Origin of the sequence: Mycobacterium spongiae (assembly GCF_018278905.1) — a bacterium.
GTDB classification, from domain to species: domain Bacteria; phylum Actinomycetota; class Actinomycetes; order Mycobacteriales; family Mycobacteriaceae; genus Mycobacterium; species Mycobacterium spongiae.
The window spans coordinates 2,026,464-2,049,382 of the sequence record NZ_CP046600.1 but is presented as its reverse complement, the minus strand read 5'-3'; the positions used below and the strand labels follow the sequence as shown (position 1 = coordinate 2,049,382).

Sequence of the window (22,919 nt, the reverse complement as noted above, 5' to 3'; positions counted from 1 at the left end):
CAGCGGCGAATCCTCACCTGGGCATCGTAGCCCGCACACGCCGGTAGGAAGCCGCAACGACCGACACTCGTGCCAACGGTTAGCTGGACGCCATCCCGGCAAATCACGGGTAACTGGCCAGCTTGTTCCACGGCCGCGTTGCCCGTGTGTGGACCCGCCAGAGTGGGTGCCGGGCCCTAAGCCCATCGAACCGATGACCAACGCCTCCTGACTCACCGCAGCCGCCGTCATTACCGTCGTGCTGTGGCAGCGACCCAACTTCGGCCGGCGAGCACGCCACGAGCAAAGGGGACCGACATGACAACGGCCAATGCAGCGATGGGAATCATCGTCGGGGTCGACGATTCACCCGCGGCAAAAGTCGCGGTGCAATGGGCGGCGCGCGACGCCGAACTGCGAAACATCCCACTGACCCTCGTGCATGCGGTCTCACCGGAAGTTGCCACCTGGCTGACAGTGCCGGTGCCCGCGGGCGTGCTGCGATGGCAGAAGGACCACGGGCGCCGGCTGATCGACGACGCCATCGCGGTGGTTTCCGAGGCCGCGACGTCCGGCGGCCCCGCCGCAGTACATAGCGAAATCGTTCCTGCGGCAGCAGTTCCCACGTTGGTCGACATGTCCAAGGACGCAGAGCTGGTGGTCGTCGGTTGTCGCGGAAGCGGGCGGTGGCCGGGCAGGTTGCTCGGGTCAGTCAGTTCCGGGCTGCTTCGTCATGCCGGGTGTCCGGTCGCCGTGATCCACGATGAGGATCCGTTGATGCCACACCCACGCCAGGCGCCGGTGCTCGTGGGCATCGATGGTTCATCGGCTTCCGAGTTGGCGACCAAGGTCGCCTTCGATGAGGCCTCACGTCGACACGTTGACCTGATCGCGTTGCACGCATGGAGCGACGTCGATGTTTCGGAGTGGCCCGGCATCGACTGGCCGGCAACGCAGTCGATGGCCGAACAGGTACTTGCCGAGCGCTTGGCGGGATGGCAGGAGCAGTATCCCGACGTGACCGTCACCCGCATCGTGGTACGCGATCAGCCTGCCCGCCAACTGATTCAACGCTCCGAGGAGGCCCAGCTCGTTGTCGTCGGCAACCGCGGTCGCGGCGGGTTCGCCGGAATGCTGGTGGGGTCCGTGGGCGAGACCGTTGCGCAGCTGGCCCGGATGCCGGTCATCGTGGCACGCGAGTCGGCGGCCTAGACCCGTTACAGCAGGTTGATGACGGGCGGGTGACCTAACTCCGGGGAGGATCCGCCGGTGTCAGACGGTCCGCTTCCACCACTAGCTCGACCAACACGGCCACGTCGAGGTCCTCGATTCGTCGAAACGAGATGCTCGCTGCACCGAGTCTTACTCTCCCGAGACGATCCGCATAGCGGTGCGCGAGGTAGGCGTTGTCGGCCGCGGCGTTGACGTAGATGCTGTAGTTCCGCTTCTGACGAGCGAGACCGACGAGGAACCACGCGACGGTGTCTCCGGAGGAGCGGGTCTGGTTGACGTGGCCGTAGCCGATGATCGACTGGTGTGTTCCGCCCCAGAACACGCCCTGCCACAGCACTCGGTCGCGACCAGGCAGTGCGCGCTGAATTGTGCGGTCGAGCGCAGTTAAGGTGGCGCGGTGCTCTTCGGGAAGGGTCGCAAGGTAGTCGTCCGGGGAGGTGTCGACCACGCGCATGGACTCGCTCATCGGCGACATCCCTGCCCCCCGAAATCATCTATGTCGCAACCGAGTTTGGCATCGGTTCGTCGGTGCCACTGGCTCAACGCCCCCTCGAATCTAGCAAAGCGGAAGAATTCCTGAACCCCGCTCGACACGCCCGTCTGGATTTGCTCGGCAATCTCGAAGTCTTCGGTGAGGGTGGCCTTCGTGAACGCGTGATTGGCGGCCCAGAACCGATTGTCCTTTTCGCTATGGCCCGCGGGACCCGGGTCAGGCACGATAGTCGCGATCTCGATGCGGGTCTGGTCCAGCGCCAGGGGCGTGAGCAGGATCAGCTCGAAGTGGCGCTCCTGAACCAGGATCATGGCGTTTGGATACACGGTGTACAACAGATGCGCGTGCTTGCGAATGTCCCAATCGGAGCGGGGTCGTTCGGCGAGTTCTACGATCGACAGCCGGGGAAGAATCGTGCGGATGTGATCGCCCATGGGCTGAAACGTCGAGATGCTGTCGGTGAAGAAGCTCGCGATCGTGTCCCGGTGGGCGACCCGAAAGTGGTATGACTCCAGGCCTCCGTCGACGATCAACTTCCAGTTGGCTTTCCACACCCGGGTTTCCGAGTCGAAGACCGCGGACTGTGCGCAACCGATCTGTTCAAGCTCCGCCAACAAGACTTCGGTGTGCATGTCCGGGGACGACTCGCGCACACCGGGGTCGGGGCAGACCCAAACAAACCCCGCTCTCTCGAGACAAGGCAACTCCACCAAGCCTGCGTCGGTCCCGTCGAGTGACGGAAATCCTTGCCGGTGGCGGACATTGGCAAGCGAGCCATCGGTCTTGTACGTCCACGCGTGGTAGGGACAGACGAAGCGCCGGCACCGACCCTGTTCGCGCAGCTCGACGGTCGCGCCGCGGTGCGAACACACGTTGACGAAAGCCCGCGCAGCGCGGTCCTCGTCGCGAACGAGCAGTACTGGTGTCCCGACCACGTCACGGGTGATGAAGTCACCGGGTTGCGCGATTTGGCTGCCATGCGCGATGACGTTCGCCGAGCGACGAAACAGAATGCGTCGTTCACGCTCGAAGAGCGCTTGGTCGCGATACTTGGCAACGGGAACCAACGTCTCTTCGGCCGTCATCACCGGTCGGTTGGCCTGGGTCAGCTCGAGGCACTCGGTGATCAACTTCAGTTCTTCGTCTCGGTCCATCGTCTAGCCCTTGTCGTCAATTCTGGATGTGTCGTCAATCCCTGATGCCCAACACGTTTCGCATGGCCTCCCGGATTGCGCGGCTGACGCGTGCCCGCGGCATTCGCGGATCCCGGGAAACCGCAATGTCGATGGCCTGGTGCGCGCCGCCGATGAGGAACGCACCACACACCTCAGCGTCGGCATCCGCTGGCACCCTGCCGAGCTTCTTGCCGGTGTTGACGTTGGCTGTCGCACCCCGAACTTGTCGACGGATCCGCTCCTGCTTGGCACGTGCCACCGCCGCGTCGCCGGCGAGCCGAGACATCAGGTGCGGCGTTAGCGGTTCCTCATAGAAGAAGTTGACCAGCTCCTCAACGCGAGCTTTCTCCCGCTCCCACCAGTCGTCGGAGACCTCGGTGAAGACCGGCCGGTAGACGCGCTCGTCCAGCGCATCGAAATAGGCCTCGACGACTGCCACCACCAGGGCGGATTTCGAATCGAAGTAGCGATACGGAAGACCGGGCGATACCCCGGCTCTCATGACCACAGCCGCAAGCTCCATCGCCCCGTTGTTCTCGATGATCTCGTGCCGCGCGGCGGCTAGCAGGCGCTCTTCGGTGGCCTCGCCACGGGCCGTTCTCGACCCGGTACCCACCGCCGAAACCGGGTGCGTCATCTGACTAAAGTAAATTCACTTTATTTCCTCGTCAAGCGGCACTCGCCGTCGCAGCGGTGGTGATCGGTGCCGGCGCGCTGGTGGCCGAAGTTGTTAGGTTCCTACAGCCAAACCCCGGTGGGAGGGTTGAGGACTTGTGACCGTAGCGGCAATCGATGACACGATCCAGACTCGATATATGAGGATGTTCGACGATCGCACCGACGCCGGGCGGCAATTGTCGCGCCGTCTGGAATGTTTGCGTGGTCAAGACATCGTCGTGCTGGGTCTGCCACGAGGCGGAGTCCCGGTCGCCTATGAAGTTGCCACCGCGCTGCAGGCTCCCCTCGATGTGCTGATAGTGCGCAAACTCGGGGTCCCCTTCCATCCGGAGCTTGCGTTTGGCGCCATCGGCGAGGGCGGCGTGCGAGTAACCAACGACGACGTGGTGCGCACCGCCAAGCTCAGCACGCGCGAAATGGCCGCGGTCGATGACCAGCAGCAGAACGAGCTGCGTCGCCGATCGGAACGCTTCCGCGGCGATCATGACCGGATTTCGCTACACGGACGCACCGCGGTCATTGTCGATGACGGTGTCGCGACCGGGGCCACCGCCCAGGCCGCCTGCCAGGTCGCCCGGGCCGAGGGAGCCAGCAGGGTGATCCTGGCGGTTCCCATCGGGGCCACCGACACTGCCGACAGGTTCGCCGAGTTCGCCGACGAGGTGGTGTGCCTGGAAACACCCGAGATGTACTTCGCCGTCGGCCAGGGATACCACAACTTCACCCAAACCTCCGACGACGAGGTGGTCGCGCTGCTTGAGCGAGCCCGGGGCCACTATCGGACGACCGGCGGCGCCGCGTGCCGTGATGACCCACTGCGGCGTCCGCGGGAAATCCGGATCGCCGCCGGGCCGGTATCGCTCGCGGGACACCTGACGGTTCCCGAGCACCCGACCGCGATGATCGTATTCGCCCACGGCAGCGGGAGCAGCAGACACAGCCCGCGCAATCAGTACGTCGCCGAAATCCTCAACGATGCCGGGCTCGCCACCCTGCTGTTCGACCTCCTGACACCCGACGAAGAACGCAGCCGCGCCAACGTCTTCGACATCGGATTGCTCGCAAGCCGACTGGTGAACGTCACCGACTGGCTGGCCGGCCAGCCCGCTACCGGGTCATTGCCGGTCGGGTACTTCGGTGCCAGCACTGGTGCCGGTGCGGCCCTTGCGGCCGCCGCACATCCGGGTGTGAAAGTCGCGGCGGTGGTCTCGCGCGGCGGGCGGCCCGATCTCGCCGGCGCAGCGCTTCAGGAGGTCCAAACCCCAACCCTGTTGATTGTGGGCGGACGCGACGAGATGGTGCTCGATCTGAATCGGCGTGCGCAAGCGACGATCCCGGCTGTGTGCGAGCTCGCCGTGGTGCCTGGTGCCACACACCTCTTCGAAGAGGCGGGGGCGCTAGGGCAGGTGGCGGAGCTCGCCCGCGCATGGTTCGTCAGGTATGTCAATCCCCCGGCTCACTGATCTCGTTGCGCCGCAACGAAACAGCCGCCGCAGCGCGACCAGCCCAGCAGTCAGTGGTGCAGACTCGTGACTGGCTCGTGGGTATTGGCCGCGATGTCCGACGATGTCACGGCGAACAGCTGATTCGCCAAGTCGGACAGCGCCCGGGCGACCGCGAGCTCGTCGCCGATCTCGGCCACGGGCTCATCGGCGGGATCGAGCCGGGCTAAGCCAACACCGACCAGCGTGGTGCCGCTCCACGACAGTCGTGCCTTTGCTCGGGTGCGCTCGTCGCGCTCATCGATCACCAGGTCAATCTGACAGGTCTTGGTGTTGCGAGCGTTGTCTGTCATCGCGGCCTCCTTGCCGACTGAACCGGTACTGCCGATTATCGCAGCCGCACCCCGCTGCTGACCCTTCTGCGTGAACTGTGACGGCGATCAGCTGAAGAGCTATCCGTCGGTGCCGTTTTCGCCGGGCGGGCCCATGTTGCCGACGATTCCGGAGCTGCCGCCCGGCGAGCCGCCCGCGCCTCCGGCACCACCGTTGCCGCCCAACGCCAGATCGCCGCCGCTGCCGGGAATCTCGAAAGCCCCGGTGGCGGTGCCCCCGTTGCCGCCGTTGCCGCCCTGGCCGCCGAGGCCACCTTGGCCACCGGTACCTCCGGCACCGGTGCCGCCGGCGGCGCCCGCGAAGCCGATCACTCCACCGGCTCCCCCGGCGCCGCCGGTGGTGCCACCGGCGCCGCCCATGCCTCCGGTGCCGCCGTCGCCGCCGACACCACCGGTGTTGCCGCCACCGCCTTCTGCAGGTGCAACTATGGCAGTGCCCGGCCCGCCGGCACCGCCGTTGCCGCCGGCACCCCCGATGCCACCGACTCCGCCGGTGCCACCCAGGCCACCACTGCCTCCGGCGCCACCGATACCAATGAACCCGGCTGCCCCGCCGGCGCCGCCCACACCCCCACTGCCGCCAGTGCCGCCGACACCCGCGGCGCCGCCGGCGCCGCCTTCACCACCTTCGCCACCGATCGCAGCACCCCCACCATCGGTGATGCCCTCGCCGCCGGCCCCGCCAGCCCCACCCGCGAAGCCGCCGGCGCCGGTGCCTCCGGTCCCGCCGATCCCCCCGGCGCCTCCGGCACCGCCATTGCCGATGAACATTCCGCCATTGCCGCCGTTACCGCCGGCACCGCCCGTGGCGCCGTCGCCGGCCACGCCCAATGCCGCGGTGCCGGCAGCACCGTCACCGCCTTCGCCGCCCGACGCGAAACCACCACCGGTAATGTGGCCCTCGCCGCCCTTGCCGCCGGCACCGCCCGCCCCGCCGTCGACTCCGGGGCTACCACCGGAGCCGCCCTTGCCCCCGGTTGCCACGCCGCCCATCGTGCCGTCGGTTTCGCCGGTGCCACCCATGCCGCCGGCGCCGCCGCCACCACCGCCGCTCCCGCCGGTGCCTCCGGTTCCGCCGACACCACCGGTGCCGTCGTTGCCGTCGGTCGACTCGCCGGTACCTCCCGTTCCGCCGGTACCGCCGTCCTCGCCGATGCCGCCCGTGGGGCCGGTGTCCCCTGTCCCGCCGACTTGAGGTCCAGCTCCAATGTCGTTTATGCCGTCACCGCCGGTGCCCGGGTTGGGAAACGGGGTGGGGTTCACCCCATCTGTCCCGGCCAGACCGGTGCCGCCTTGGCCGCCGGCGCCGCCGGAACCGAACCAGTTGGCACTGCCACCGTCGCCGCCATCCCCAGGCAGGTCCCCATTAACTCCCGACATGGCCGCCCCGCCCTGCCCGCCGGTGCCGCCATCGCCGAGCAATGTCGCGCCGGCGCCGCCATTGCCGCCGGCAGCACCGGCCCCACCCATGCCGCCACCGCCGCCGTTGCCAATCAGCAGCGGACCAGCGCCACCATTGCCGCCAGGGGCACCAATCCCCCCAACACCGCCGACACCACCGGAACCGAACAGATTGCCCGCCCCACCCACTCCACCGGCGGCGCCAAACCCGCCGGCCCCGCCGATCCCTCCGTTGCCGAACACCCCACCAAAACCACCGGCTCCCCCACCACCACCGGGGCCACCCATGACTGACGAAGCCCCGCCGGCACCACCGATCCCGCCGTTACCGAACAGTCCCGCGGCCCCACCTACACCGCCGACACTGCCGACCACGTCGGTCCCGCCAATCCCGCCCGTGCCGCCGTTGCCCAGCAGCATCCCGCCGAGGCCGCCCGCGCCACCAGCCGCACCGATACCCCCCATACCGCCAACCCCGCCATTGCCGAACAGTCCGGCCGCTCCGCCGGCCCCGCCGACCTGCCCCACCCCACCGGAACCGCCATTGCCCCCGTTGCCGAGGAGGATCCCGCCATCCCCACCGGCGGCGCCGGTCCCAGCGGCCCCATTGGCGCCATTACCGATCAGCGGACGGCCGAACAACGCCTGCGTGGGCGCATTCACCAGACCCAACAGCTGTTCCAGTGGCGACGCATTAGCGGCCTCGGCCGCCGCGTACGCACCCGCACCCGCGCTCAGAGCCTGCACGAACTGCGTGTGAAACACCGCCATCTGCGCGCTCAAGGCCTGATACCCCTGCGCGTACGATCCGTACAGCTCCGCAACCGCTACCGACACCTCATCGGCGGCCGCGGGCACCACCTCCATCGTCGGCAACGCCGCCGCTGCACTGGCCTCCGCGAGCGCATTGCCGATCCCCGCCAAATCCGACGCCGCCACTGTCACCGCTTCCGGGACCGCAAACATAAACGACATCCGCCAACCTCCCCTTACAGGACAGTCTCGTCGAGCACTCGGCAGCAACAAATCCTATCCCCTGACGCGAACAAGCCGGGAGATATTTGGCGAGACGCGACTGCAAATTTGATAAATTCGTTGTCTCACGACCTCTGCCGCGCCTCGAATACCAACGGGGCCAATCGCTTGCGCCGAACACACCGCGAGTCAGATCACCAGATCTCTTGTTGTGCAGGACAATAGCTTTCAATGCACAATTCGCTGTCACTGCGAATACCGCCACCAACGGGCAGAACGAACTCGCCTTTCGACGCAGGAAAAGTCAACGACACGCCGAGTTCATCAAACCCGCCAGCCAACAACGCGACGGCCGCGATGCGCCAACAAGAATGTTGCCGGCGCACGTCGAGCACCGGTAAGGCATCCTTGACCCATGAATGTGGAGGTCCTGCTGGAGTCGATCCCGCCGCTGGCCGTCTACCTCCTGGTTGGCGGCGTGGTCGGGGTCGAGAGCCTCGGTATCCCCCTTCCTGGAGAGATAGTCCTCGTCAGCGCCGCGCTGTTGTCGTCGCACCAAGACCTGGCCGTGAGTCCGGTGGGCGTCGGCGTCGCGGCGGTGATCGGCGCTGTGATCGGCGACTCGATCGGCTACAGCATCGGGCGCCGGTTCGGCATGCCGCTGTTCGATCGGCTCGGCCGACGGTTCCCAAAACACTTCGGCCCCGGGCATATCGCCCTCGCTGAACGGTTGTTTGCTCGCTGGGGATCCCGTGCGGTCTTCTTCGGTCGCTTCGTCGCGGTGCTGCGGATCCTCGCCGGCCCCCTGGCCGGCGCATTGAGAATGCGCTACCCGCGCTTCCTGGTGGCCAATGTATCCGGGGCGATCTGCTGGGCCGGGGGCACGACCGCGCTCGTCTACTTTGCCGGGATCGCGGCCGAGCGCTGGCTACAGCGGTTCTCCTGGGTCGCGCTCCTCATCGCGATCATAGGTGGCATTACGGCCGCGATCTTGCTGCGGGAGCGTACATCTCACGCGATCGCACAACTCGAGGCCGAGCACTATCGCAAGACGGCGCCAGTGCTGCCTGACTAGCCGGCTCGGCCACGCCAGCCCCAGGCACCCGGTCCCTCACATCGTGTGCATTTCTCATTCATGTCGAATGCACAGCGTCCACATAGCGCCGCTGCGTAGCGTCGAAGGGGCCGGCAGTGACGCCGCCCGCGTGACGCGCCCAGCGCAGACCGCGGCTAGCTCGCGAGGATCTGGGAGTTGCAGTGGACGTCGTGCTCGGCGTATCGATGGGGTCCGCAGCAATCCAGATGGTCGTTATCGAAGGCGAAAACGCCGACGGGGCAACACTCGACGAAGACGACTTCCGCGTCGGTGCCGGTGACGTCTCAGCCGCACCAGGACAGACGCTCGCCGCCATCCTGGGCACCAGGCAGGGAGCCGCGCAGGCGGGCCACCAGCTGACGTCGACCGGCGTGGCCTGGACGCATCCCGGCGAGGCGGCCGTGCTCCACGACACGCTGGCCGCGCACAACATCAACGACGTCATGCTGGTGTCGTCATTGCTGGCCGCGGCGGCATTAACCCATACCGTTGGCCACGCGATCGGCGACCGACACACGGCACTGCTGCTCATCGAGCCAGATAGCGCAACCGTGGCGATGGTGGACTCGGCCGATGGTTCGGTCACCGCGGTGCGAAAGGAACCGCTGCTCATTCCGCAACACGGTGGCGACACCGACACCGAGATCGTTGGCCAGCTAGCTGCCATGGTCATGGGCACCGCGACCAACGGAGCATCGCTACCAGACGGCGTGTTCGCGATGTGCCACGGCGTCGACGTCGTCGGGCTCAAGCCGGCTCTCGAGGCGGCCCTTCCGCTCAGAGTGAACGCGGCCGAAGAACCGCACCTGGCGCTGGCTCGTGGTGCGGCGCTGGCCTCTGCGAATGCTCCGTTGTTCGTCTCGTCCACCGCCGCACTCGCCTACGCCCAGGATCCCGGAACCGGCGAGGTGGACGGCTACACGCTGACCGCACGCCGCAACGCCGCCGGCATTGCGCACCGCGGCGGGCAAGCGCCAGTCGCCTATAGCGACATCGCGGATGACGACTCCGACGCTGACACCATCCACGTCGACACCGATCCCGCCGAGCGCGACACCCAGCAGCGACGCAAGTCCTTGTTGCTGGCCAGCGGCGCGCTAGGGATGATCTGCATCACCGCCGCGGTCGCGCTCGAACTGGCGGTGGCGCTCAAGGCCCGCCCGACAGTCGCCCTGCTACCCAACCCAGTCGAGAATCCCAGCGTCCCTACGGAGCAGGCGACTATTCCGACTCCGCCGGCTCCGACGTCGCCAGCACCTCCCCCAACTCGCCAGACAGAGCCCGCGCCGCAGCCCGCGGAGGACGTGCTCAGCGTCCCGAGCCCCGAAGCCCCGGAGCCGGCCTCACCGATTCCGGCCATAGTTCCGGTACCCGCTCCTGCGGCTTCGGTACCGGGTCCAAACATTCAGCTTCCGGACAACGGTCCACACACTGCGCCCCGAATGGACCTTCCGGCGCCGCCGATTCAGCGGCCGAGGCCCCCGATTCAGCTACCAAGGCTGCCCATTGCGCTCCCGGCCCTGCCGATCGGGCCGCCGAAACCACCGGTGCGGGTGCAGCGACCAGCACCCAAAGTCGAGCGACCAAAGCGCAAAGCACCGGCACTACGGCGACCGGCTCCTGTGAGACCACGAGTTCCGATCCTGGCGCCGGCACTTCCCCGGATCCCGTCGATACTGCCCAATCGTGGGCGCTAGCGACGCGGAATGGGGTGCGGCGCACTCGCCGTCCTAGCTATACCGTCACTAGACGATAAAGCCCGATCAAGCCGACTACCACGATGGTGGCGCGCAACGTCGCGGGCGACAAACGACGTCCGAGGCGCGCTCCGACCGATCCGCCGACCAACGAACCCACCGCGACCAGGCCCGCAACCGGCCAGCTGATCCGGTCAAAGGCCACCCCTGTATAGGCAACCGCCGCAACAATATTCACCACCAGAGCCAGGAGGTTTTTCGCCGCGTTCATACGCTGCACCGACTCGGGCAGCAAGGCACCCATCACGCCGATCAACAGGATGCCTTGGGCAGCGGTGAAGTAACCCCCGTAGACACCGACAACGAACGTCCCGAACACCAAGGCAGCCATCCGAGCCGGCGCGATGTGTTCGGCCGAGCGCCCTGCTTCCTCGGCCCGCCGCCGCGCCCACGTCTGAATCTGCGGCCCGATGAGGACTAGGACCAGGGCCAACACCAGCAGGACCGGCACGATCTGGGTGAACACCTTCTCCGGCAGATGCAGGAGCAAGAATGCGCCAAGTGCAGCACCAGCCAGCGATGCCGGGATTTGCCACCGCAACCGGTCCCATTGACCGCCGAGTTCCTGGCGGTAACCCCACGTGCCCGATACGCCGCCGGCCACCAACCCGACCGCGTTCGACATGGTGGCGGTGACCGGCGGGTAGCCGATCGCAACGAGCGTCGGGAAGGTGATCAGCGTGCCGGATCCGACGAGCGCGTTGATGGCGCCGGCGCCGAATCCGGCCACTGCGATCAAGATCATGTGGACAACCGGCACCCCGGAACCCTAGTCGGTCGTTGGGCTGTCTTCGCACCCGCCATAGTGAGGTGAGCCCGTCGTAGCGATCCAGCCGTTATGCGACCTCGCTGCCCGGCGTTCGCGCAAGCGAGACGCGGACTTTGCTCGCCGCCGCGCTGGCGCCATCGAGCGCTCCTACACGGACGGCAGCGTCCTACAGGAACGGCAGCGCGGTAGTCCGGTAGGTCTCGGATGAGTCAGCGATCAGTTCGCTCAGTTCGCTCCGCAGGTTAGCCGCGGACTCCCCTACGGATTTGTCGCAGAAGCGACAGCGCGTGCTGAATTGAGGCTGGTCACCTTCTTCCGGCCAGAATCGGCGTGGGCCGACACTGGCGCCGGGGTCGTATTGGACGTTCTGATGCGGGACCTCCTTGAGGATCCTGCCGACAGGATGGCGCTGCGGGCATTCGAGTTTCAGCACGCCTATACCTTCGTTGTTGCTCATGGTGCGCCATCCTTGCGTCGTATCGGTGACACCGTGTCGTCACCCTCGACGGTATGCCATGCACGACGGGAAAGCTCCGTGTCGATCACTTACGGATGGCCAAGCCACGTCACGCCACGTCACATGCAACAGTTGGGGTCGAGCACCGCACACAGTGCTTTCAGGGCCTCGGTGTCGACACGGTGGAAGACGTGCATGCCGCGACGCTCGGAGGTAACCAACCCTGCCTTACGTAGCTGCGTCACATGGTGACTGACCGTGCCATCGCTGAGGTTGAGCACCGCGGCCAGTTTGTGGCTGCTCTCCTCGCCGGCCGACGACCCGAACAGGTAGGACATCATCTTGACCCGCACCGGGTCGGCCAGGGCTTTCAGCCGCAATGCCACCGCCAGAGCGTCGTCATCGCTCATCCGTCCGGCGGCCACCGGTGCGCAGCACACCGGGGCGGAGATGTCGATCGCTGGCAGGCTCTTGGGCATGCCCCCACTCTGCCAGATAACTTGACATATATCAAAAAGGTGGCACACTGAAGACCGGCGCCACTTTGATATATGTCGAACTATTCAGGAGGTGTTTCTGATGTCCCGTGTTCAGTTAGCTCTCAACGTCGATGACATCGAGACCGCGGTCACGTTCTACTCCGCACTGTTCAACACCGAGCCAGCCAAACGCAAGCCCGGGTATGCAAACTTCGCGATCTCCGAACCGCCGCTGAAGCTGGTGCTCATCGAGAACCCCGGCAACGGCGGAACCGTGAACCACCTCGGGGTGGAGGTCGGCTCCAGCCAAACGGTGCATGCCGAGATCAGTCGGTTGGCCGAGGCCGGGCTCTTCACCGAAGAGGAGATCGGCACCACGTGTTGCTTTGCCAAGCAAGACAAGGTGTGGGTCAGCGGCCCCAGCGGAGAACGGTGGGAGGTCTATACGGTGCTAGCCGACTCCGAGACCTTCGGCTCGGCCCCCGAGGCGGCCGATGACGGTGACGAAGAGGCTGGCGTGTGCTGTGGCCACACCGCCGCCGCAGCCGCAGCGAGCTGAGCGCAACCGGACAGGGCGGGCATCCACATCCCGGATGCCCGCCCTCGTCGTCGGCTTGAGAGTGATTTCGATATCTGTCAATATAGATGTATGTCGAATCAGAGCATTCAGCCAGATGCCGCGTGCTGCCTCGTCGAGCCGCTGGTCCGTGAACCGCTCGATGCCCCGACCGCAGCCGACATGGCGGCCCGGTTCAAGGCCCTGGCCGATCCGGTGCGATTGCAGTTGCTGAGCTCGGTGGCCAGTCACGCCGGCGGTGAAGCCTGCGTCTGCGACATCTCCGCGGGCGTCGAGGTGAGCCAGCCAACGATTTCCCACCACCTCAAGGTGCTCCGCGACGCCGGCTTGCTCACCTCGCAGCGCCGCGCCTCGTGGGTGTACTACGCCGTGGTTCCCGAGGCCCTGAATGCACTGTCGACGCTGCTGAGCGTTCACGCCGACGCCGCGACCGCAGTGGAGGCGTCGGCATGACCGACACACTCACCTGCGAAACCTCGCCCGCGGTGACGGGCAAACTATCCACCGTCGACCGGTTCCTCCCGGTATGGATCGGGGTGGCCATGGCCGCAGGACTGATGTTGGGCCGGTGGATTCCCGGTCTGAACATCGCTCTGGAAAAGGTTGAGGTCGACGGGATCTCGCTGCCGATCGCTCTCGGTCTGTTGATCATGATGTACCCGGTGCTGGCCAAGGTTCGCTACGACCGCCTCGACAGCGTCACCGGTGACCGCAAGCTCCTCGTTGGCTCCCTGCTGCTGAACTGGGTGATCGGCCCCGCGTTGATGTTCGCGCTGGCGTGGCTGCTGCTCCCGGATCTGCCCGAGTACCGCACCGGATTGATCATCGTGGGACTGGCCCGCTGTATCGCCATGGTGATCATCTGGAATGACTTGGCCTGCGGAGACCGCGAAGCCGCGGCCGTGCTGGTCGCGTTGAACTCGATCTTCCAGGTAGCCATGTTCGCGGTGCTCGGCTGGTTCTACCTGTCCGTCCTGCCGGGCTGGCTGGGCCTAGCACAAACCACCATCTCCACGTCCGCGTGGGAGATCGCCAAATCGGTGCTGATCTTCCTGGGTATTCCGCTCCTGGGCGGATACCTGTCGCGGCGCATCGGGGAAAAGACCAAGGGCCGAGACTGGTATGAGACCCGCTTCCTGCCCACGATCGGGCCGTGGGCGCTCTACGGCCTGCTGTTCACCATCGTGATTCTGTTTGCGCTCCAAGGGGATCAGATCATCAGCCGCCCCCTCGATGTGGCACGCATCGCGCTACCGCTGCTGGCCTACTTCGCGATCATGTGGGGCGGGGGTTACCTGCTCGGTGCGGCGTTGCGCTTGGGCTACCCCCGCACCACCACCCTCGCGTTCACCGCGGCGGGCAACAACTTCGAACTGGCCATCGCGGTAGCCATCGCCACCTATGGCGCAACCTCTGGGCAAGCCCTGGCCGGAGTCGTCGGACCCCTGATCGAGGTGCCGGTGCTGGTGGGGTTGGTCTATGTGTCCCTGGCGCTGCGCCGGCGACTGTTCGATCCGGCCCCCCGCCGACAGCCGCCCCGTGACGACGATAGACCCAGCGTGTTGTTTGTCTGCGTGCACAACGCCGGTCGTTCCCAGATGGCCGCCGGGTTGCTGACCCACCTAGCCGGGGATCGCATCGACGTCCGTTCCGCCGGAACCGAGCCCGCCGATCAGATCAACCCGGTCGCCGTCGCCGCGATGGCCGAACTGGGCATCGACATCACCACCAACACCCCCAGGATGCTCACCGGCGACCAAGTACAGAGCAGCGATGTGGTGATCACGATGGGCTGCGGCGACAGCTGCCCCTACTTCCCCGGAGTGACGTACCGCGACTGGACACTGCCCGACCCCGCCGGCCAGCCTCTCGATACCGTCCGCGCTATCCGCGACGACATCGCTGAGCGTGTCGAAGCCCTGATCGACGAACTGCTGGGTGCCGCAAAGACCGTGTAGGGGCTAGCCGCGGGACTCAACGCGGCAATCAGCTATACGACCCCACGGGTTCCGGGGACGTGGGCACCGGAGCCGAGGACTCGGCGTCTTGCTGCGCCGGAGGCGAGGACCTCGCGCCTTGACGCGCCGCGGCAATTCCCGCGATGACAACACAGCAGATGCCAGCCGCGCCTCCTAAACCGGGCATTTGGTGCAGCATGATCACGCCGATGAGCATGGCGAATGCCGGTTCCAGGCTCATCAGCGTGCCGAACGCTGTGGTGTTCATCCGGCGCAGCGCCAGCATTTCGAGCGCGAACGGTAAGCAGGGAAGCAGAATGGCCAGACCGACGCCGAGCAGCATAATTTCTGTGGTGATCCAGTCGAGTCCCGCGGGACCAACGAACATGGTCGCCACCAGTCCGGCCACTGGCATCGAGATCGCAAGCGCGTTGACCCCGGCGACGCGGTCGCTGAGGTGTTGGGTGAGCACGATGTAGCAGGCCCAGCCCAGGGACGCACAGAGGGCGTACACCAGCCCGATCGTGTCGGTAGCACCAGCCCAAGGGTCGATCAGCATTATTACCCCGATGGCGGCCAGCCCGGGCCAAAGCACGCGGCCGTTGCCCTTTCCGTGCGCAATAGCGACCCCGAGCGGTCCGAGGAATTCCAGGGCACTGGCGGTGGCCAGCGGGATCCGGCTGACGGCCGCCATGAACAGCAGCGTGTTCGCCGCGATGTTCACCCCAAGCAGTACCGACGCGCGGAACATCTTGGGTGTGTACGACGAGAGCCGCGGCCGCACAAGCACCAGGAACAACACTCCAGCCCAGGACAGTCTGAGCCAGGCCGTTCCTTCGACACCGATGCGGTCCACCATGCCAACGGACAGAGCGAGGCCGATCTGTACGGATAGCGTTGAACAGACCACCATGAGCGCGCCGGCGCGGGCCTGACCTATTGAGCTCACACGAACTCACCTCTCCACCGACCCCATACGGTCTCTTCTTCTTGGTCGAGGTTCACGCTGAATCCTTTGGATTTCGATCACCCGCCGCTGCCACGGTCTGCCGCCGGTTGGGGGCTACACGCACCGGTGATCTGGGTTGTTTGCGATGTCGGGGCTCTAGGCAGCGAGTCGCTCGGCGCGAGCCGAGAACATCACGTGGCTGATGGCATCGTTGATGGCGTCAGGGTCCTCGTGAGGCAGCATGTGCCCAGCTTGGGGAAGGTGCACGTGCGCCGAGTCGGGGATGGTGCCGGCAATCTCGCGCGAGTGCGATGCCGGGGTCACCGGGTCGGCGCCGCCGCTGATGACGACCGTTTTGGCGTCGATGCGGTCGAGATTCTCGTATTGGTCGTAGTCGCGCAGCCGGGGCAAGAATCCGGCGGCGGGCAATGACGCCGTGCCCGCTACCTCCGCCATGGTCGTCAGCATCGGGCGCTGCGTGGGCCAGATCCTGCCCAGCGTTGCGCACAGCGGCGCGGCCAGCGCTTGACGCGCCAACTTGGGTACGCGGTTCACCGCTCTGAGCAGCACACCGATGCCGGGCGTGGCCAATAGGCGGCCGAGGCCTCGCTGGCTGAGTTTGCCGGCGGCGGTGGCGGCCAGGACCAGGCCCTGTGCATCGACTGGGCGATCGGCACGTGGGCGGCCAAGATAGGCCAGTGCCGTCATCCCGCCCATGGAATGGCCAACGAGGGTCAGGGCGCCGCGGACATGGAGCGCGGCAAGTACGTCGGCGAGGTCGCTGGCTAGCTGATCGACGCAGTAGGTGTGGGCAGGCGCGGCACTGGATTTGCCGTGACCACGGTGGTCGTAAGTGATAACGCGAACGTTGGCGCCGTAGCGCCCCAACAGGTAGGCGACTTGGCGCGACCACACGTCACTGCTGACGCACAACCCGTGCAGCAATACAACGGTGTGGCGCGCCGATGACACGCCGTAGACGTGCGCGGCTAGCTCAACGCCGTCGCTCGTCATCACCGTCACCTGGGTGTGTTTGAGCTTCTTCCGGTTGCGTTGGCCGGTGAGGCATACCAGCCCACCGGCGGTTGGCGTAACGAGGTTCATGACTTGGCTCCTTCGTCGGACTAGGGGCCAGAGTCGTAACCGAGGATGAGAGTAGCCGGGTCGGGTTAATGAAAAACTTCTCATGCCGGCGCGACAGAACCGCAGGTAACTGGCGTCATCCGCGTGCCAGCAGACACCGGCGCGGTTGTTCTCTGTGCTATCCGGGGGCCTTAGCAGCGCTTTTGCCGGACGGAGATGGTGGTCCCGGCTGGGATCGAACCAGCGACCTTCCGCGTGTGAAGCGGACGCTCTCCCACTGAGCCACGGGACCGAAGCCAAGGCGAACGAGGTCGAAGACTAGCACGAGCCGCAGGTCGGCGACCGCCCCGCAGGGGCAGCCGATAGCCGAAGCGCCCCAAAGGACCTGAAGATTTGTGTGCGCCCGCTCACGTCGACTATCGTCGACCTTCGCACCGGGCGACGATCTCGTCCGTTGCGCGCGGATGTAGCGCAGTTGGTAGCGCATCACCTTGCCAAGGTGAGGGTCGCGGGTTCGAATCCCGTCATCCGCTCGAAGGTGCAAATGGCATCAATCCCCAGCGGTGGAGTGGCCGAGTGGTGAGGCAACGGCCTGCAAAGCCGTGCACACGGGTTCGATTCCCGTCTCCACCTCTAGATTCGACCCCCAGCGCGATTAGCTCAGCGGGAGAGCGCTTCCCTGACACGGAAGAGGTCACTGGTTCAATCCCAGTATCGCGCACCAGAGTTTGTGCAGTTCAAGAGTCGTTTTGGTTGACATTTTCGCAAGATCGTGAACTCTTCGTGAACTCCCCATTGGAAGGCCGCCGAGCGGCGACCCGCGCATCCACTTCGATCCCAGGTGAAATCAGGAGCCGGAGTGACCGATGACCTCAGCGGCGTGAGGCCGCCCAACTTCTCTGAGCGACACGGGTACGAGCCATACCCGCCACCACTGCAACTCCAACACCTGGACGAGCGCACCCGGACCGACCTCTGGAACTACTTCTATGCCCGGTACATCGATGTGTACGACGACCCCATCGAACTGTCGACAGTCTGGACGGGATTCCTCGGTAAGTATCAACACAACTACACGTTGTCGCGCCTAACCCCGGAGCTGCTAGACATTGTCGGCGGTCAACCGATTAATCGGGTGTTCGATCTGACCGAGTACTTGATGCAGCGATCGCGCCTGTGTTTGCTCCGCAACTATGAGGGCGCCGCCGAAGGCCTCAACATCATACTTGCCCGAAACCGGGTCGGCTACAGACTGAACGTGGCCGAGGCGTTGATAGTCCCGATCACCAACGAGCAAGAAATGCAGTCTGTAGAGACAGCAGCTAACAGCGATCTGCCGGAAGTCCGCCAACACCTACGGGCCGCCGTGCAGCTATTCGCCGACCGAGACAATCCACAATGGGCGAAATCGATCAGCGAGTCAATATCGGCGGTCGAGTTTGCTGCCCGCGTCGTAGCCGCGAAACCTGCCGCGACCCTTGAGAAGGCACTAGATGAGATCAAGCGAAACGGGAAAGCGGACTTGCACCCAGCGTTGATCGATGGGTGGCGGAAGTTGTACGCATTCACCGGCGATAGCGGCGGCATTCGTCACGCGCTAAGGGTCGGCACATTGACGCCAACGCAGGCCATGGCTCAATACTTCCTGGTTACCTGTTCCGCATTCGTAAACCTGCTGGCGAGCATCGACGCCGGATGAGCAACGTGGCGCGCGTGCCGAGGGACAGTTAGCTGGCTGACGTCGAACCGGCAGGGCTCCTGTCCACACCACAGGGAGTTGCCAGCCCTAGACCTCAGAACCGGCGTGTGGTCCCCCCACCGGCCGAGCGGTACTGCAAGTCCTCGATGGCGCGCCGCCGGTCCTCGTCAGAGTTGCGCTGCTCGAGCGCGATGAGCCGCTCCTCGACCTCGCCGACGGCCCGGCTCGCCGTCCAGCCCCACATCAGGGCGCGGGCCGTTTCGTGGTCCTCAGCGGGGATCTCGTCGATACGGGCCTCGAAGTGCCGCATGTCGGAGAGCATCCTGCGGGTTGCGGCGGCCTCGGGGTGGGGCTGGCCGCCGCGCTGCCGCCGCTCGCGCAGCTCCTGGTAGACCACCAGCGGGTCGATCTCTAGTTCGTTCATGTGTTCGAGGGTAGCGGCCTGAGCCGACGGGGCCGCGGTGGCTGGCCGGCGTGTCGCGAATCGATCGTGATCTTCGGCGTGAAAAATGACTTAGTTTCGCTTCACCCCGCCGCCGCTGCGGCGGCGCTCCTCTTCCATCCGCTTGTCCCTCCCCTGGGCCGCATGGTGATAGCGCATTGCGGCCTGAGGCGTGGAATGGCCGAGCCGAATTGTTAACTCGGCGAGTGTGGCGCCCGTCTGCGCCGTGAGTACCGCGCCGCTATGCAGCAAGTCGTGCCAGCGAAGGTCAGCACGCTGGGCCTTTTGACGAGCCTTGCTATAGGGGCTGGAAGGCTGTAGCTGGTCTCCTGATTTCGCCGGGGAAGCACTGAATTAGCTTGTTCACCAAAGTGTCTCGCTAGATGCCGCTTTACCGCCGGGATGATACGCGGAGGGATGGCAACCTCACGCTTCGCCGCATCCGACTTCGGATCGCCCACTTTCCAACTCTTCTCGCCTCGAACAGCCGCTCAACGAATGCGAATCACCTCGTCGTCAAGGTCGATATCGAGCCTCTTCAGCTCGACCAATTCACCGAATCTCATTGCACACCAGGTGGCTAACGGGACCATGAGACTCAGTTGCTCGGGCATCTCCCCAGCCCCGACCTTCTCGTGGCTGCCGCTGCCGAAATCGCGGCACTTACATTCCCCTCTGTCGACAAGGACTTCGACTTGATCGCGCAGATTTCTGGACAACCTGTCGAATGGCTACGCCTGCGCTAGATGCGACCGGAGGAGCGCACTGCGGCGGAATCGCCGTATCTTCGCTGGACTGCGAGCACCCAATCACCTCGCCTGGCCGAACCGGCATTCGGGTTCGATCGGGCCGAGTAGCCGGGACGCGGCGTGATCGTGGCCATTGGCGGTCGGAGGCCTCTGTGTTGTTACGCGTCCAATCGCGTGGCCCTCGGCGGCGAGCACCCCAGCGGCGCTGTCATCGAACCACGCCCACAATCGCCCTACGCTGACACAACACCTGTACCCACAGATTTCGACGCCCGGGATAATCTCGACGGCTGGCAGCTGCGGGGCAGGACCTCCTGAAGTCTGGCCAGTGAAATCAATACCTGGAAGGACCCGCAGCCCGTGCTTCTCGGCTAGCTGAACTGTGTAAACCGACATTATCGGCTAGACAAACTAAGGCAGGCGCGCCGTATGATGATGCGTGTCTGAGAACGCAGCAGAGTGGGACTAGACGCGACATGAAATATCGATCGGGCGCAGTATCAATCGTGTCGGCTGTTGTAGCGATCGCGGGCTTCGGCCTTGCGCCCATGGCCTTCGCCGATGACCCGTCCTGGACTATGCCAAACCTGATTGGCAAAGACCTGCAATTCGCCCAGGACGCGATCCAGTCATTGACGCGCGACCAGGTGTGGTACACGGGCTCCCGCGACCTTACTGGCCAGGACCGTATGCAGATTGTCGACCGAAATTGGCAGGTGTGCTCCTCGACGCCGCGGCCGGGCTCAAGGTTCACGACAGACACCAACATCACCTTCGGTGTGGTCCGTGTCGATAGCGAGATTTGTCCGTAGGCCGGCGAGCGGCTGCGGGTTGAACTTCGGCATTATCAGTGGGAGTGACCGCCGTAATGGATATCGATGACCAACTCGCCAAGCAGTACTTGGCACACATCGAGCTGAAGATCGCTCAAAGGCTTGATGTACCACAAGGCTGTCCAGGCAACGCGGAACTTGCACTCACAATTCGCTCATGCCCCTAGCTGCCGGCGCGGTGTTCGCCGGCTACACGATCGTGCACCTGCTCGGCTCGGGTGGTATGGGAGAGGTCTACCTGGCTCGGCACCCGCGTTTACCTCGACGCGACGCCCTCAAAGTCCTGCGCGCCGAGATCTCGGCACATGCTGACTTTCGTAAACGGTTCATCCGGGAAGCCGACCTCGCCGCAGGACTAGGTCATCCCCATATCGTCTGCGTACACGACCGCGGTGAATACAACGGTCAGCTTTGGATTGCGATGGAGTATGTCGACGGTGTCGATGCTGCACAAATGATGCAGCGCCGTTATCCCGTTGGGATGCCAGCGCAAGAGGTCGGTGAAATTGTGATCGCAGTCGCGGGTGCCCTCGACTATGCGCACAAGCGCGGCTTGATTCACCGTGACGTGAAACCGGCCAACATCCTGCTAGCCGATCTCGAAGACGGGGAACGCTCAACCCTACTGACGGACTTCGGTATCGCCCGGCCTATGGATGACCCCGGAGGGTTGACGACAACCAACGTGATCCTGGGGACGCTGGCATATGCCGCCCCCGAACAGCTCATGGGCGAGAGTATCGACGGACGCGCCGACCAATACGCGCTAGCTGCTTCCGCCTACCAACTTTTAACGGCAACCCCGCTCTATCAGGACTGCAATCCGGCCGTGGTGATTAGCAAGCACCTCAACGCCCCGGTTCCCGCCCTGGGAAGGATAGTTCCGCAACTCAAACCACTTGATCCCGTCATGGCTACCGGTTTGGCAAAAAATCCCGTCGATCGGTTCGCGTCCTGCAGCGACTTCGCCCGCGCTTTTGCCGAGGTTGTCGATTACGGCGGACCGGGCACCGTGCTGCCACCGACCACCCCCGCCGCAGCGCCGGAACGCTCATCCCGGAACTCAGTTGCACCAGTGGGGCCGACTCCCGTTGTGATGCTTAGGCGATTCCGGGCCAAGCGCGCCCTGCTTGCGGTCGTTCTTGCCGCGATGCTGGCGGCCGTTATGGTCATTGTGGCGCAACAGGATTGGCCACGATCACAACGAAGCCAGCCCGGCGCGACCACTCCCAAGGCGTCCGCCAGCATCCCCACACCGGCGACATCACCGAGAGCTTCCCAGACCACGCCAAACACCACAGTTGCCAAGACACGATCCGAACCAGATGCCCGCTACGCGCTACCCGTGTGTTATGGCAAGAATTCCAGCCGAAACATCACTCCCGAACCTCCGGGGGCGAACCTTGGGTGCCGACACCACTGGTATACAGGACTGCGCTGGAGTACCTGGACCAGCACGCGTGCAGATGGGAGCGGGTTCGAACACCTGTCGAACTGCAATCCAAGTTGTGCCGCCGGTGAAATAATCGAAAGCCCGGTTGAACTTCATTTCTCATTCCCAAGACCCCCGCCAACAGACAGTGAATGCCCCACAGATCTACGCTTTTACACCCAACTGATCGTGGCCTACCCCTCGACGTCGTTGCCACCCGAGGAAGCAATCATGAATGCAATTTCCCCCCATGATCCTGTGGCGACACGCTACAACGGAATGCCCGCCTATCGCTGGAATGGGCTGATCCCATTCTGCAACCCCCTCGGCCCAGCCGATCGATAACGCCCCGGCGACAGGGCGTCACCGGTAGTGGTGTCGGTGCCCCAGCTCAGAGTGGCCAACTCGACATCCGCGACGTTGCGCCACGGTCTTGGCCAGGCAGGCCCACAAATCAGTTCGGACTTGTAGCAGCCGTTCAGTGTTTCCGCGAGAGAAGCGGTCACCACGGTGCCGATATAGGGCATAGCGCCGATCTCAGCGAGAAGTTTGCCGTACCGAACGGAGGTGAAACTTTCCCAATACCAGAGTGACATATCAAACCCGGCAGCATGTTTCCGCGTGGCGAGGGGGCCATCTGGACCGCGTCGAGGAACCATGGTGGCGCGCATGTGGGAGGCTACCCGTCTGTCCACGATCATCGACTGAGCACGTCGACGCGGAGTGAAGCACCCCAAGCGCGCCATGAGTTCGGCCAAGGTCGGCCCGGTAGATGCGGCGCGGACGCCACCGCTGTGTCGCAGATCGTGGAACCGCAAGTCTGAACGTCCAGCTTTGTATCGCGCCATCTAGAACTATCGATACAGGGTCA

General features: G+C 64.9%; 22 protein-coding genes, 4 tRNA genes and 1 pseudogene. 13 read left to right on the top strand and 14 right to left on the bottom strand.

Going from position 1 to position 22,919, the window contains the following annotated elements; translation table 11 throughout:
• Positions 1 to 297: 297 nt before the first annotated feature.
• Positions 298 to 1,191 carry a universal stress protein gene (locus F6B93_RS08500; RefSeq protein WP_211698701.1) on the top strand — a complete coding sequence of 298 codons (894 nt, stop codon included), beginning with the start codon at positions 298 to 300 and terminating at the stop codon, positions 1,189 to 1,191.
• Between the two features lie 34 nt (positions 1,192 to 1,225).
• Here F6B93_RS08500 and F6B93_RS08495 read toward each other — a convergent pair whose 3' ends face one another.
• Genes F6B93_RS08495 through F6B93_RS08485 form a run of 3 tightly spaced genes read right to left on the bottom strand, consistent with a single transcriptional unit; the run spans position 1,226 to position 3,517 of the window.
• Positions 1,226 to 1,666 carry a hypothetical protein gene (locus tag F6B93_RS08495; protein ID WP_211698700.1) on the bottom strand — a complete coding sequence of 147 codons (441 nt, stop codon included), beginning with the start codon at positions 1,664 to 1,666 and terminating at the stop codon, positions 1,226 to 1,228.
• Between the two features lie 8 nt (positions 1,667 to 1,674).
• Positions 1,675 to 2,859 carry an aromatic ring-hydroxylating oxygenase subunit alpha gene (locus F6B93_RS08490; RefSeq protein ID WP_211698699.1) on the bottom strand — a complete coding sequence of 395 codons (1,185 nt, stop codon included), beginning with the start codon at positions 2,857 to 2,859 and terminating at the stop codon, positions 1,675 to 1,677.
• Positions 2,860 to 2,893: 34 nt separating this feature from the next.
• Positions 2,894 to 3,517: a TetR/AcrR family transcriptional regulator gene (locus F6B93_RS08485; RefSeq protein ID WP_211698698.1), complete on the bottom strand. Its 624-nt coding sequence runs from the start codon at positions 3,515 to 3,517 to the stop codon at positions 2,894 to 2,896.
• A 178-nt stretch (positions 3,518 to 3,695) separates the two neighbouring features.
• On the opposite strand from F6B93_RS08485, the gene F6B93_RS08480 reads away from it, so the two are divergent.
• Positions 3,696 to 5,021, top strand: a complete 1,326-nt coding sequence (locus F6B93_RS08480; RefSeq protein ID WP_211698697.1) for a phosphoribosyltransferase — start codon at positions 3,696 to 3,698, stop codon at positions 5,019 to 5,021.
• Between the two features lie 50 nt (positions 5,022 to 5,071).
• On the opposite strand, the gene F6B93_RS08475 is transcribed toward F6B93_RS08480, so the two are convergent.
• The 3 genes from F6B93_RS08475 to F6B93_RS08465 form a co-directional block, all read right to left on the bottom strand.
• Complete coding sequence (locus tag F6B93_RS08475; RefSeq protein WP_211698696.1) at positions 5,072 to 5,353, bottom strand: DUF1876 domain-containing protein; 282 nt, start codon at positions 5,351 to 5,353, stop codon at positions 5,072 to 5,074.
• 99 nt (positions 5,354 to 5,452) lie between these two features.
• The gene (locus tag F6B93_RS08470) at positions 5,453 to 7,768 is read right to left on the bottom strand and encodes a PE family protein (protein WP_211698695.1); all 2,316 of its coding nucleotides are present in this window, start codon (positions 7,766 to 7,768) and stop codon (positions 5,453 to 5,455) included.
• 194 nt (positions 7,769 to 7,962) lie between these two features.
• The gene (locus F6B93_RS08465) at positions 7,963 to 8,163 is read right to left on the bottom strand and encodes a hypothetical protein (protein ID WP_211698694.1); all 201 of its coding nucleotides are present in this window, start codon (positions 8,161 to 8,163) and stop codon (positions 7,963 to 7,965) included.
• A gap of 20 nt (positions 8,164 to 8,183) precedes the next feature.
• Between F6B93_RS08465 and F6B93_RS08460 the strand changes: the two genes are divergently transcribed.
• Together F6B93_RS08460 and F6B93_RS08455 are read left to right on the top strand one after the other, a co-directional pair.
• Complete coding sequence (locus F6B93_RS08460) at positions 8,184 to 8,843, top strand: DedA family protein (protein WP_211698693.1); 660 nt, start codon at positions 8,184 to 8,186, stop codon at positions 8,841 to 8,843.
• 182 nt (positions 8,844 to 9,025) lie between these two features.
• Positions 9,026 to 10,561, top strand: a complete 1,536-nt coding sequence (locus F6B93_RS08455) for a DUF7159 family protein (protein WP_211698692.1) — start codon at positions 9,026 to 9,028, stop codon at positions 10,559 to 10,561.
• A gap of 37 nt (positions 10,562 to 10,598) precedes the next feature.
• On the opposite strand, the gene F6B93_RS08450 is transcribed toward F6B93_RS08455, so the two are convergent.
• The 3 genes from F6B93_RS08450 to F6B93_RS08440 form a co-directional block, all read right to left on the bottom strand.
• Positions 10,599 to 11,366, bottom strand: a complete 768-nt coding sequence (locus F6B93_RS08450; RefSeq protein ID WP_211699356.1) for a sulfite exporter TauE/SafE family protein — start codon at positions 11,364 to 11,366, stop codon at positions 10,599 to 10,601.
• Between the two features lie 190 nt (positions 11,367 to 11,556).
• The gene (locus F6B93_RS08445) at positions 11,557 to 11,847 is read right to left on the bottom strand and encodes a hypothetical protein (protein ID WP_211698691.1); all 291 of its coding nucleotides are present in this window, start codon (positions 11,845 to 11,847) and stop codon (positions 11,557 to 11,559) included.
• Positions 11,848 to 11,966: 119 nt separating this feature from the next.
• The gene (locus F6B93_RS08440) at positions 11,967 to 12,326 is read right to left on the bottom strand and encodes an Rv2640c family ArsR-like transcriptional regulator (RefSeq protein ID WP_211698690.1); all 360 of its coding nucleotides are present in this window, start codon (positions 12,324 to 12,326) and stop codon (positions 11,967 to 11,969) included.
• Positions 12,327 to 12,426: 100 nt separating this feature from the next.
• Here F6B93_RS08440 and F6B93_RS08435 point away from each other — a divergent pair, with 100 nt between their 5' ends.
• From F6B93_RS08435 to arsB, 3 genes are all read left to right on the top strand, one after another.
• Entirely contained in the window at positions 12,427 to 12,885 is a 459-nt protein-coding gene (locus F6B93_RS08435) for an ArsI/CadI family heavy metal resistance metalloenzyme (protein ID WP_211698689.1), read from the top strand.
• A gap of 90 nt (positions 12,886 to 12,975) precedes the next feature.
• Positions 12,976 to 13,356, top strand: a complete 381-nt coding sequence (locus F6B93_RS08430) for an ArsR/SmtB family transcription factor (RefSeq protein ID WP_211698688.1) — start codon at positions 12,976 to 12,978, stop codon at positions 13,354 to 13,356.
• Positions 13,353 to 14,861, top strand: coding sequence for an ACR3 family arsenite efflux transporter (arsB, locus tag F6B93_RS08425; protein ID WP_211698687.1), 1,509 nt, complete (start codon positions 13,353 to 13,355; stop codon positions 14,859 to 14,861). Before F6B93_RS08430 ends, arsB begins: the two co-directional genes overlap by 4 nt.
• 28 nt (positions 14,862 to 14,889) lie before the next feature.
• Here the strand turns inward: arsB and F6B93_RS08420 are convergent, their stop codons facing one another.
• The 3 genes from F6B93_RS08420 to F6B93_RS08410 all read right to left on the bottom strand — a co-directional run bounded on the left by F6B93_RS08420 (position 14,890) and on the right by F6B93_RS08410 (position 17,185).
• A complete protein-coding gene (locus F6B93_RS08420) occupies positions 14,890 to 15,774 on the bottom strand; it encodes an EamA family transporter (protein ID WP_211699355.1) in 885 nt (294 codons plus the stop codon).
• Positions 15,775 to 15,966: 192 nt separating this feature from the next.
• Positions 15,967 to 16,914 carry an alpha/beta fold hydrolase gene (locus F6B93_RS08415; RefSeq protein ID WP_211698686.1) on the bottom strand — a complete coding sequence of 316 codons (948 nt, stop codon included), beginning with the start codon at positions 16,912 to 16,914 and terminating at the stop codon, positions 15,967 to 15,969.
• A 196-nt stretch (positions 16,915 to 17,110) separates the two neighbouring features.
• Positions 17,111 to 17,185 (bottom strand) — tRNA-Val (locus F6B93_RS08410).
• A gap of 168 nt (positions 17,186 to 17,353) precedes the next feature.
• Between F6B93_RS08410 and F6B93_RS08405 the strand changes: the two genes are divergently transcribed.
• The 4 genes from F6B93_RS08405 (at position 17,354) to F6B93_RS08390 (ending at position 18,592) form a co-directional block, all read left to right on the top strand.
• Positions 17,354 to 17,426, top strand: a tRNA-Gly gene (locus F6B93_RS08405).
• A gap of 29 nt (positions 17,427 to 17,455) precedes the next feature.
• Positions 17,456 to 17,526: transfer RNA gene (locus tag F6B93_RS08400), tRNA-Cys, on the top strand.
• Positions 17,527 to 17,542: 16 nt separating this feature from the next.
• Positions 17,543 to 17,617 (top strand) — tRNA-Val (locus F6B93_RS08395).
• A gap of 135 nt (positions 17,618 to 17,752) precedes the next feature.
• Positions 17,753 to 18,592, top strand: coding sequence for an AbiJ-NTD4 domain-containing protein (locus F6B93_RS08390; protein ID WP_211698685.1), 840 nt, complete (start codon positions 17,753 to 17,755; stop codon positions 18,590 to 18,592).
• A gap of 94 nt (positions 18,593 to 18,686) precedes the next feature.
• Here the strand turns inward: F6B93_RS08390 and F6B93_RS08385 are convergent, their stop codons facing one another.
• Positions 18,687 to 19,016, bottom strand: coding sequence for a hypothetical protein (locus tag F6B93_RS08385; protein WP_211698684.1), 330 nt, complete (start codon positions 19,014 to 19,016; stop codon positions 18,687 to 18,689).
• A 1,273-nt stretch (positions 19,017 to 20,289) separates the two neighbouring features.
• Between F6B93_RS08385 and F6B93_RS08380 the strand changes: the two genes are divergently transcribed.
• Complete coding sequence (locus tag F6B93_RS08380; RefSeq protein WP_246541038.1) at positions 20,290 to 20,595, top strand: hypothetical protein; 306 nt, start codon at positions 20,290 to 20,292, stop codon at positions 20,593 to 20,595.
• A gap of 178 nt (positions 20,596 to 20,773) precedes the next feature.
• Positions 20,774 to 22,393 carry a serine/threonine-protein kinase gene (locus F6B93_RS08375; protein WP_211698683.1) on the top strand — a complete coding sequence of 540 codons (1,620 nt, stop codon included), beginning with the start codon at positions 20,774 to 20,776 and terminating at the stop codon, positions 22,391 to 22,393.
• A 41-nt stretch (positions 22,394 to 22,434) separates the two neighbouring features.
• Here F6B93_RS08375 and F6B93_RS22760 read toward each other — a convergent pair.
• Positions 22,435 to 22,746 (bottom strand): annotated as a pseudogene (locus F6B93_RS22760) (transposase domain-containing protein); the annotation flags it as partial.
• Between the last annotated feature and the right edge of the window lie 173 nt (positions 22,747 to 22,919).